Source organism: Mycolicibacterium nivoides (genome assembly GCF_003855255.1).
In the GTDB taxonomy this organism is placed as follows: Bacteria; Actinomycetota; Actinomycetes; order Mycobacteriales; family Mycobacteriaceae; genus Mycobacterium; species Mycobacterium nivoides.
Genome location: NZ_CP034072.1, coordinates 1,235,296 through 1,247,636, shown reverse-complemented (window position 1 = coordinate 1,247,636; position 12,341 = coordinate 1,235,296). Strand labels below are relative to the sequence as shown.

Annotated in this window: 1 pseudogene (running past one end of the window); it reads right to left on the bottom strand. The window is 66.5% G+C overall.

Features of this window, described 5'->3' with window-relative positions:
- A pseudogene (locus tag EH231_RS05935) lies at positions 1–12,341 on the bottom strand (non-ribosomal peptide synthase/polyketide synthase) (its annotated part extends 19,812 nt beyond the left edge of the window); the annotation flags it as partial.

Genomic DNA, 12,341 nt, shown 5'->3' with positions numbered 1-12,341 from the left:
TAGAGATCGTCGTCGGGATTCTGCGCGCTAGTGCTGTGGAAGACGAGTCCCTGCTGTAACGCGGTCAGCGGCAGGATGTCGGCGATCCGGTATTGCCGCGCCAGCTCATCGATCTCGGACTGGCTGAGCCGGGCCGGCGCGATGTCCGACGGCGTCAGTCCACCCCCGCCGCTTCGCACGTGCGCACAGATGCCGGCCAGAGCGTCCAGCCACAGCTTGCTGAGCCGGCTGATCTGTGCGTCGTCGACAGCCGAGCGTGCCCAGGTCCAATTGGCTTGCAGCTGCGGGCCCGAATCGGTGTCGAGGGTGCCCGCGTTGAGTGCCACGGTGTGGGTCAACGGCATGGGTATCGCCGCGGCCGCACCGGTGGCCGACAGACCATCCGCGGATATCCGCCACAGCTCATCGGCTGCCGCGGTGGATCCGCCGCCAAGACGCCCCAGGTAGTTGAACCCGATGTTCGGGTCGGCCCCGTCCAGATCAACGTCGGCGTTCAGGTAGCGCAGCAGGCCGTAGGTCAGCGGATCCGGGAGCGAACGGAGTTGCTCCTTCGCGTCTTTGACCACCGAGCCCAGTGCCGCATCGCCGGCTACCACCTGGGACCAGGTCAGTCCCCCGGTGCGGCCCGCGAAGTTCAATGCCACCGGGTATTTGGTGGTGAACCACCCGACAGTGCGCGACAGATCGGTGTTCGGATCGAGGGTTCCGCCCAGTTCTTCCTGACGCCCGTGCCCTTCGACGTCGACGGCGATAGGCATGTCCGGTGTGCCCAACGTCCCGGAGAATTCGGCCACCGCAAGCCCGAACGCGATCAACAGGATGTCGTGCACCCCGGCGTGGAACGCCGTCGGCACTTCGCCGAGCAACATGCGCGTCGTTCCGGCGTCCAGGGACACCGCGAGCTGACCGGCCGTCTGATAGGTGTCCGCGTCGGGGCACACCGCCGGCAACACCGCAGGGGTGGCCGCCACCCGCCGCCACACCGGGGCCTGAGCCACAACGTCCGGGTGGTCGGCGTGCGTCTCCAGCAGTTCGGCCCACCGCGCGAAGGACGTCCCAGCAGGCGGCAGATCCACCGGTTGTCCGCCGCGACGCTGTGCCCACGCGAGATTGAGGTCTTCCAGGACAATTCGCCACGACACCCCGTCGACAGCGAGGTGGTGGACGATCAGCACAAGCTCGCTCGTCGAGGTCACCCACAGCGCGCTCAGCATCACCCCGGTGGCCGGGTTCAACCGCGACCGCGCCGCCACCAGCGCCTCATCCGTAAGGGTGTCCACCGATTGCAGGCATCCATGCGCGTCGACCGCGCCTGCCTCGGGCACGGTCAACGACCAGCAGCCCGCGTCAGGATCCCCGGTTCGCAGCCGAAGCATGCCATGCCGATCGAGCAAGGCCTGCAACATGATTACGACATCGGCCTCGGCCACCCCATCGGGCGCCTGTAACAGCACCGTCTGGTTGAACTGGTCCACGGGACCGTCGGCGCGTTCCACGTCGTTCAGCCACCGAATGATGGGAGTCGCCGGCACCGGTCCGACTCCTTCGTCGACCGGGCCCCGCGATGCGCCGGCCGTTCCGGCTACGCGCGCCAACCGGGCCACCGTCTGCTCGACGAAGACATCACGCGGATGGCACACCAGCCCCGCGGCGCGGGCCCGGGCAACCACCTGCATCGACAAGATGCTGTCGCCGCCAAGGTCGAAGAACGAGTCGTCGACACCGACCCGGTCCAGCCCGAGAACCTGGGCGTAGATACCCGTCAGGACCTCTTCCACCGCGTCTGCCGGGGCGCGATACCCGTCCCCGGAGCCGTAGTCGGGAGCGGGAAGCGCACGGGTGTCGAGTTTTCCGTTGACCGTCAACGGAATCGCGTCCAACACCATCACGGCGGCGGGCACCATGAAGGCGGGCAACCGGTCCGACAATTCAGCACGGATCCCGGCCGGATCGGCGGTGCCGGTGATGTAGCCAACGAGCCGCTTGTCGCCGGGACGGTCCTCGCGGGCGACCACCACCGCCTGCTCCACGCCATCGAGCGCTGCCAATGCGGCCTGGACTTCACCGAGTTCGATGCGGTAGCCGCGGATTTTGACCTGCTCGTCGGCGCGGCCCAGGTACTGCAACTGACCGTCCGGGCGCCAGCACACCAGGTCTCCGGTGCGATACATCCGCGTGCCGATGCCGCCGAACGGGCACGCGACAAATCGCGAGGCGGTCAACCCGGTTCGGCCCACATAGCCATACGCCAGACCCGCACCTGCCACGTAGAGCTCACCGATCACTCCGGCAGGCACCGGACGTAGCGACTCGTCGAGCACCAACAGCGCGGCTCCGGGAACCGGTGAGCCGATCGGCACGCCGTGGCCGGGCTGCAGGGGCGCACTGATCGCCACGCACATCGTGGTCTCGGTGGGTCCGTACGCATTGATCATCACGCGGCCGGGAGCCCACTGCTCGACCACCTCGGGTGAGCAGGCTTCGCCGACCACCACCAAGGCCGCCGACTCCAAGCCTTCGGTCGGCAATGCCCGTACCGCAGAGGGTGTCTGGGTGAGAACGTCGACTCGTTCCCCGACCAGCAAGGCATGGAAGTCGTCCGGTGAGACCGCGACGTCCTCGGGTACGACCACCACCCGTCCACCACGGAGCAGGGCGCCGAAAATCTCCCACACCGAGACATCGAAGGCCAGGGAGTGACACTGGGGCCACACTCCCGGGCGTGGCAGCCCGGCATCGAGGGACTCCAGCAGTTGGGTCACGTTGTGATGGGTGACCGCCACACCTTTGGGCACACCGGTGGTACCCGAGGTGTAGATCAGGTAGGCGATGTCATCTGCGCGCGGCGTCGGCAACCCACCAGCGGCGGCCGTGGCATCGACCTCGCTGACGTCGACGACCGCGACACCGCGCCCCTGCACCCGCTCGGCGAGATCGGCGGTGGTGACCACGGCCACCGGCGCGGCGTCGGTCAGTACGAACTCCAACCGTGCATCGGGCACCGACGGATCGATCGGCAGATACGCCGCGCCGGTCTTGAGGACCGCCAGGATCGCGATGATCGCCTCGGCGGACCGGTTGAACAGCACCGCGACACACTGGCCGGGGCCTGCTTCCCGGCGGGTGAGCAAGTGCGCCAACCGGTTCGCAGCGTCATCGAGTTCACGATAGGTCCACGAACGGTCACCGTAGGTGACCGCCGTCGCCCCGGGGGTGCGCGCCACATGCTCGGCGAACAACGCGGGGACCGAGACCGGCCGGGGAGCCGGACGGGTCAGCGCTTCGTGATTGCCCATCGCAGCGAGCCGGGCATGCTCGTCGTCATCGAGTAGATCGACCGACGACAATCGCGCCGTCGGGTCGGCAGTCATCACCGTCAGCACCCGCTGCAGCCGGGCGATCAGTGTGGCGATGGTATCGGCGTCGAACACGTCGGTGCGGAACTCCACCGTGCCGCCGATTCCGGCGGGCTCGCCGGAATCGGTCCGGCGTTCAGCCAGCGAGAAATTCAAATCCATTCGGGCGGTGTGGGTGTCCACCGGCATCCGAGTGACCTGCAAATCGCCCAACTCCAGGCCGACAGCTGAATCATTGATGTCGTACCCGGCGAGGTTCTGCCATGCCAGCGCTACTTGGATCAGTGGGTGGTGGGCCAGGGATCGAGTCGGGTTCAGCCGCTCGACGAGCACCTCGAACGGCACATCCTGGTGATCGAAGGCGGCCAGGCTGCGCGCGCGGACCTGAGCCAGCATCTCGGTAACCGTCGGGTCCCCGGCCAGGTCGACCCGCAGGACCAGGGTATTGACGAAGAAGCCGACCAGTTCATCCAGCGCGGGATCGCGACGTCCGGCGATCGGGAAACCCACCGCGACATCTGAACTCGCGCTGAGTTTCGCAAGCAGGGTCAGGAGCGCCGCTTGAACCACCATGAAGCTGGTCGCGTTGTGCTCACGTGCCACGCGGGCAACCTGCTGCTGCAACTCCGCGGGCCAGTCCACTGTCATCGTGGCTCCGCGCTGATCGGTCGTCAGCGGGTACGGCCGATCGGTGGGCAGGGCAATACGCTCGGGCATACCGGCCAACGCGTCCTGCCAGTAGCTCAGCTGTGTGGCGATACGGCTCTGGCTGTCCTCGAAGTCGCCGAACTGCGCGTGCTGCCACAAGGTGTAATCGGCGTACTGCACCGGCAGGGGCGCCCAGTCGGGAGCCTGCCCCGCGCAACGGCGGGCGTAGGCCACGCCCAGATCAGCCACCAGTGGGGTGATCGACCAGCCGTCTGCGGCGATATGGTGCACCACCGCGGCCAGTACGTACTCGTCGTCGGCCAGGCGGAAAAGTCGTGCCCGCAGGGGAATCTCGCTGGACAGGTCAAATGTATGCCGTGCTGTGGCCTCGAGAGCAGCCTGCAGCTCCTCCGGTGTCCACCCGCCGGCAGCGACGACATCCCAGCCGAGTTCCGTTTGCCCAGGGGCCATCACCACCTGACGTGGAACGCCGTCGGGTGCGACGAACAGGGTGCGCAGACTTTCGTGGCGAGCCACCACGTCGGCCAACGCCTCATTCATGGCGTCGATGTCCAGAACACCGCTGACCCGGAACGCAGCCGTCATGTTGTAAACCGCTGACGGACCCTGCAATTGGTCCAGGAACCACAAACGGGACTGGGCGAACGACAGCGGAACCACCGCGGGCCGCTCACGGGCCACCACCGGCTCCAACCGAGCCTCGTGCCCACCGATATGGGAGGCCAGGTGCGCGACTGTCGGCGCGTCGAACAAGGAGCGCACAGCGATGCCGGCATCCAGCGATTTGTTGATCGCCGCGACCAGGCGCATGGCGGACAAGGAGTCCCCACCCAGATCGAAGAACGAATCGTCGACGCCCACCCGGTCCACGCCGAGAACACGGATGTAGATGTCGGTCAGGATCTCCTCGACCGGGTTGGCCGGGGCCCGGTAGCCCTCGCCGCCAACGTAGTCCGGTGCCGGCAGGGCGCGTCGGTCGAGCTTGCCATTGACTGTCAGAGGCACCGTGTCGATGACCAGCACCGCAGACGGGACCATGTAGCTCGGGAGTCGCTCCGCGAGCCGAGCACGGATCTGGTCCGGGTCGGCGGTGCCGGTGATGTAACCGACCAGGCGCTTGCCCCCGGGGCCGTCGTCGCGAGCGACAACCACGGCCTGCACGACATCGTCGAGTGCGGCCAGGGCGGCCTGGACCTCACCGAGTTCGATGCGGTAGCCGCGGATCTTCACCTGCTCGTCGGCTCGCCCCAGATACTGCACTTGACCATCGAGGCCCCACCGCACCAGATCGCCGGTGCGGTACATGCGGGTTCCCGGCGCCCCGAACGGGCACGCCACAAACCGCGAAGAAGTCAGCCCCGACCGGCGCCAATATCCTGTCCCCACACCGCGACCGGCGATATACAGCTCACCGACGACTCCGGGCGGCACCGGACGCAGCCAACCGTCCAAGATGAATAACGCTCCCCCGGCGACCGGCGCGCCGATCGGCACCACCGAATCCGCGGCGAGGGGCGCGCTGATCGACGCGTACACCGTGGCCTCGGTGGGACCGTAGGCGTTGATCATCACCCGGCCCAGAGCCCAGCGCTCCACCAGCTCGGGCGGACACGCCTCGCCGGCCACCACCAACGCCGCAGATTCCAGGCCCTGGGGCGCGATCATGCCAGCAGCGGATGGGGTCTGGCTCAGCACGGTGACATGTTCGGCAACCAGCAGATCGTGGAAGTCGTCGGGCGATGCGGCGACCGACTCTGACACGACCACCAGGCGCGCCCCATGGAGCAACGCACCGAAGATCTCCCAGACCGAGACGTCGAAGCTGTAGGAGTGCCACTGCGTCCATACCTGCCCCGGTCCCGACGACACGTGAGCGCCGAGGGATCCGAACAGGCCCGGCACGTTGCGGTGCGGGATGGCAACACCTTTCGGGACGCCGGTGGTGCCCGAGGTGTAGATGATGTACGCGATGTCATCGGGCGCCGGGCCCGTCAGGGTATTGCTCGAGCGAGCTCCCGAAACGGAGTCTGCGGTCGCCGCGACATCGCCGATGTCGATGACCGGAACCTCGCACCCGTCCAGGCGCGACCGCCGTGCCGCCGTGGTGACCGCCACGACCGGCGCGGCATCGGCCACCATGAACTCGATGCGGGCAAGCGGTAGCGCAGGATCGACCGGAACGTAGGCCGCGCCGGTTTTCAATACAGCGAGAATTGCCACGATGGCTTCGGAGGACCGGGAGAACAACAGCGCCACTACCTCGCCCGGGCCCGCACCGTGAGCAGACAACACGTGCGCGAACCGGTCGGCGGCGTCCTCGAGCTCCCGATACGTGATCGACCGGCCATCGAAAGTGACCGCCACCGCATCTGGGGTGCGGGCCACCTGTTCGGCGAACAACGTCGGAATCGACTCCGCCGTAGCCGGTTTGGTCAACACCGCCCGATGGCTCCACGCATCGAGACATGCGTGGGCAGCTTCGTCGAGCAGATCCACCGACGACAACGGCCGCCGCGGGTCTGCCGTCATCGCTGACAGAACCGCATTCAGCTGTTCGATCAGGGCCTCGATGGCGTCGAGGCCGAACACCTCGGAGTCATATTCGACGCGGAGTTGTAGTTCGCGGCCCGGCAGAGCTTGCACCGCCAACGGGTAATGGTTGGATTCGCGGAAATCGAACTTGGTGATCGCCAAGCCGTCGATGTTCGACAGTGCCGTGGCATCGACCGGGTAGTTCTCGAAGACCAGGAGGGTGTCGAACAGTCTGTCCTGGCCCGTGATCCGGTGGATGTCGTTGAGCGCCACGTGCTGGTGTTCGAGGGTGTCGTTGTGGGCGCCCTGCAATTGTTGCAACAGGTCCGCGGTGGTGGTGTCCGGGTGGAGGATCGCCCGCACCGGCACCGTGTTGATCAGCAGGCCCACCATGGAATCCGAGCCGGGAACGTCGGCGGGGCGTCCGGAGACCGTCGTGCCGAAGGCGATGTCTTGCCGGCCGGTGAGCGAGCTGAGCAGTAGCGCCCACGCGCCCTGCAACACGACACTGGGGGTGGTGTGATGCGAGCGTGCCAGATCGCCGAGCGCCCTCGTGATCTCCTCGGACAGCCGGAACGACTCAACACCTCGCTGCCCCAGTCCATCTCGCTCGGGCGGACCGATCAGCGTCGGCGTTTCGAACCCTGCCAGGATCTCGCGCCACGCCTCATGGGCACCGGCGCTATCACGTTCGCAGAGCCAGGTGACAAAACTGCGATACGGCGCGGCGGCGGGCAGTCGTTGCCCATTGAGCCCGGCGAAGATCTCCTGGAGCAAGATCGGCATCGACCAGCCGTCGAGCACGATGTGGTGAGCGGTCAGCACGAACCGATGCCGGTCGGGCGCGACGCGAATGAGCGCGACCCGGAACGCGGGTTGGTTCTCCAGATCGCAGACCGCAGCACGTTCGCCGGCGCAGATCTCCTCGATGTGACCGTCGGTGCCAATGCCGTTGACTTCCAACTCGATGTACTGCCAGGGCACCACGGGATCAACGGGGATGACCTGCACCGGTTGCTCGAACTGTCCGCAGAACCGGGCCGCCAGTTGCGGATGTCGGCGGACCACCGTCTGCACCGCTTCGCCCAGCCGCTGCGCGTCGAGCGGGCCGCTCAGCGCGACATCCAGCTGCATCGCATAGACGTCGTCGGAGCCCTGTGCGGTGTCCGCGTGGAAGAGCAATCCCTGCTGCAACGGGGTCAGCGGCAGGACGTCGGCGATACGGTGGTGCCGGCTGAGCTCGTCGATCTCGTCCTGGCTCAGCTCCGCGGGGGCGATATCCGATGGAGTCAATCCGCCGCCACCGCTTCGCACATGCTCGCAGATGCCGACCAGAGCCTCGAACCACAACCGGTTCAATCGACTGATCTGCTCGTCATCGAGCGCCGAGCGTGCCCACGTCCAGTCGGCGTTCAGTTGCAGGCCGGCGTCCGTGTCGAGGGTGGCTGCGTTGAGTTCGACGGTATGCCCGAGTGACGTGGGCACCGCCGCGGCGGCGCGGGTCGACGACAAGCCCTCGGGCTGGATCTGCCACCGATCGCCGGACGTATCGCCGGCGGTTCCACCCAGGCGGCCCAGATAGTTGAACGCAATCGCCGGGTCGGGTCCGGAAAGGTCCACGTCGCGGTTCAGGTAGCGCAGCAGACCGTAGGTCAGGCCGTCCGGCAGAGCGCGGAGCTGCTCTTTGACGTCTTTGATCACGGTCCCGAGCACCGCGTCACCGGCGACCACCTGGGACCAACGCAATTCGCGAACCGCCAGGGCTACCGGGTATTTGGTGGTGAACCAGCCGACCGTGCGCGACAGGTCGATGTCGCGATCGGCGCCGAGTTCTTCGGTGCGGCCGTGGCCCTCGACATCGATGGTGATCGGGGCGCCGCCGCCACGTGAGAATTCGGCGACCGCGAGCGCGAACGCGATCAGCAGAATGTCTTGAGTGCCTGCATGAAACGCCGCGGGCACTTCACCGAGGAGTAGGTGGGTGGTCTCGCGGTCGAGCGTCATCGACAGCTGCCCGGCGGTCTGGTAGGTATCGACCTCGGGTTGCGGCGCGGGCAGCGCCGGCGGTGTGGCCACCGCCTGCCGCCATGCGTACGTCTGGTCCGTCACGTGCGGATCCTGCGCGAACTGCGCCAGCAGGCCCGCCCATCGGGCGAACGACATACCCGCCGGCGCCAGCACCACCGGTTGGCCGCCTCGATGCTGGGACCAGGCGATGTTGAGGTCCTCCAACAGAATTCGCCATGACACACCGTCGATCGCCAGATGGTGAACGATCAGCACCAGCTGACTCGTGGAAGTCACCCACAGCGCGCGGAGCATCGCCCCGGCGGCAGGGTTCAACGCTGACCTGGCCGCCACCAGCGACTCATCGGACAGCACGTCCACTGAGTGCAAGCATTGACCGGCGTCGACTGCCCCCGCGTCGGGCACTGTCAGCGACCATGCGCCGGTGCCGTCGTCCTCGGCACGCAATCGGAGCATGCCGTGCAGATCGAGCAAGGCCTGCAACAGGATTACGACGTCGTCCTCGGAGGCACCGGCGGGTGCCTGCAGCACCACCGTCTGATTGAACTCGTCGATCGGGCCGTCGGCACGCTCCAGGCCCTTCAGCCAGCGCATGATCGGGGTCGCCACCACCGGACCGAGACCCTCGTCGGCGGGCTGGTCGGTGACACCGGTCGCCTCGACCACCTGGGCAAGTCGGGCCACGGTCTGCTGGACGAAGATGTCTCGTGGGCGACACGTCAGTCCTGCGGCCCGAGCACGGGAGGCCACCTGCATCGACAGGATGCTGTCGCCACCCAGCTCGAAGAACGACGCGTCCACACCGACGCGGTCCAGGCCGAGGATCTGGGCGTAGATGCCGGCCAGGATCTCCTCGGTGGGCGTGCTCGGAGCCCGGTAGCCATCGACATGCTGGTATTCCGGGGCCGGCAACGCTCGAATATCGAGTTTTCCGTTGACCGTCAAAGGCAGGGCCTCGATCTCCACCACAGCGGTCGGGACCATGTAGGGCGGCAGCTTCTCCGCCAGCGCGGCACGCAACACAGCAGGATCGGCGGTCCCGGTGACATAACCGACCAGCCGCTTGTCCCCGGGCCGGTCCTCACGGGCGATCACCACCGCCTGCTCGACACCGTCCAACGCCATCAGCGCAGACTGGATCTCACCCAATTCGATGCGATAGCCACGGATCTTGACCTGCTCATCGGCACGGCCCAGATACTGCAGTTCCCCGTCCGCGCGCCACGACACCAGGTCCCCGGTGCGATACATCCGCATCCCCGGCGACCCGAACGGACACGCTGTGAATCGCGTCGACGTCAACGGCACCCGACCGACATACCCGTAGCCCAAACCCGCACCGGCGACGTACAACTCGCCCACCACCCCGGCGGGCACCGGACGCAACCAACCGTCCAGTACGAAAAACGCCAGATCCGCCAACGGCACACCGATCGGACTGACCACATTCCCCAGATCGGCAGCGGTGATCTCACGGAACGAGGCATGCACCGTGGTCTCGGTGATTCCGTACATATTGATCAACCGCGGCAGCCTCGGATGTTCGGCCAACCACGGGCTCAGCCGCGACGGCTCCAGCGCCTCCCCGCCGAACACCACGACCTCCAGCGCCATCCGATTTTCCGGCTGGGCCGCATCCACCGCCTGCAGCGCGTAGAACGCCGACGGCGTCTGACTCAACACACTGACCCGCTCGGCGACCAGCAAGGCGTGGAGCTCCTCAGGCGAGCGCGTCACCGATTCGGGCACCACCACCAACCGGCCGCCGTGCAGCAGCGCACCGAAAATCTCCCACACCGAGAAATCGAACGCATATGAGTGGAACTGCGTCCACACCTGACCCGCCGACAAGTCCACATCACGATCGATCGCATCCAGCAACCGCGCCACATTCCGATGCGGAATCGCCACACCCTTGGGCACACCCGTCGTCCCCGAGGTGTAGATCAAATACGCGATGTCGTCAGGCGTCGGCCCTACGGACAGCGCCGTACCCGGCTGGCTGTAGACCGCGCGGTCATTGACATCGATCACCGTCAACCCGCGCCCATCCAGCCGATCGGCCAGATCAGCGGTCGTTACCGCGACCGCCGGCTCGGAGTCGGCCAGTACGAAATCCAGCCGTGCGTCGGGCACCGAAGGATCGATCGGCACATACGCCGCACCGGTCTTCAGCACCCCCATGATCGCCACCACAGCCTCGACCGAACGTGGGAACAACAACGCCACCCGGTGCCCGGGCCCCACGCCCTGCTCGAGCAGCAGGTGCGCCAACCGATTCGAAGCGGCATCCAATCCGCGGTACGACATCGAACTGGCACCGAAGCTGACCGCGACCGCCGCCGGATCTCGAGCCACCTGCGCGTCGAACAGCACCGGGATCGACGCCGCCACCGGCATCGTCCGATTCAAAGCGGCCCGGTTACCCCACCCGTCGAGTTCCTCGACGTCAGCGCGGACAGTGATCGCGGAAAGCGGCCGTCCCGGATCGGCGGTCATCGAGGTCAGAACCCGCTCGAAGCGATCCGCCAAATCGCGGGCGTCGCAACCGACGAACAGCTCGCCCACGCCCGTCGTGCTGAGAAGAAGGTCCTCGTCTTTCTGGAGGAAGACCAGACCGAACTGATCCACCAGGCCGGTGTGTGTGACGGTTCCCGATGCCGGAGCGCCACCGAACTGATCCTCGGGAATGGTCGGAATGAAATTGATGGCAGGCCGGGCCGACGGTTGTCCCGTGCCCTGGAATCGCGACTTGTTCTCGATCGCGCGCAACGGGAATCGTTGATGGCGCAGCGCATCTCGGAACCGCTGGTCGACATGCTCACACAAGGCCGCCACAGTCGACTGCGGCGACATGCCCAAAATCAAAGGCACAACCCCGGACACCATGCCGGGCACCATCAGTGCCTCTGGACGCACCCGCCGGCTGACCGGAAGGTCGAGTACGACCTCGGTTCCCCCGATCTCGCCATGCACCAGCAGCGCGTAGGCCGCGGTGATCACCGAGGCACGACGCACCCCCAGGGCTTTCGCCAGACCGCGGGCCCTGGCCACGACGGAAGAGGCCAGCTGGATCGGCGCAGAAGGCTCATACTGGTTGGGCGGGTTTGCGACTCCGAGAGCCGGTCCAGAGCGGTGTTCACTCTCGGGCGGAACGTTCCTGGCCCAATAGGCCTGATCGTCGAGGTAATCCTCGGTAGCCTCGTATTCCGACTCACAATCGATCAGGCTCTTCAATGAGCCGAAGATCGCAGGTGGCATCGGCGCGGCACCAGCGATTGCTGTGTAGGCAGCGGCAATCTGGTGGCAGACCAGGGCCATCCCGATTCCGTCGATCGCGATGTGGTGGCAGCACACAAAAAAGTAGAACTCGTCGGCGCGTGTCTGCAGCAGCGCGAACTTGAACAACGGGCCGCTGAGCGGCATCGGCGTCTGCCGGATCGCTGACGCTACCCGATAGGCGTCCTGCGCCGGATCAGACGACTCCGTCAGGTCGTGGCGGACAAGCTCGACATCCGGATAGTCAACTACCGTCTGGAAAACCTGGCCATCGGCTTCGGCGAAGGTAGCTCTGAGGGGTTCAGCCTCGCGCACCACATGACGAATCGCTCGTTGGAGCACTTCGTGTTCGATGACGCCGTCAATCCGCGCCAGCATGCCCAGTTGCCACTTGACACCCGCGAGGCCGGTTTCCTCCGAAAGCCAAATGTCCAACTGGCCCCGCGTGAGCGGGAGTCTCTCGTGATCACATTCCAT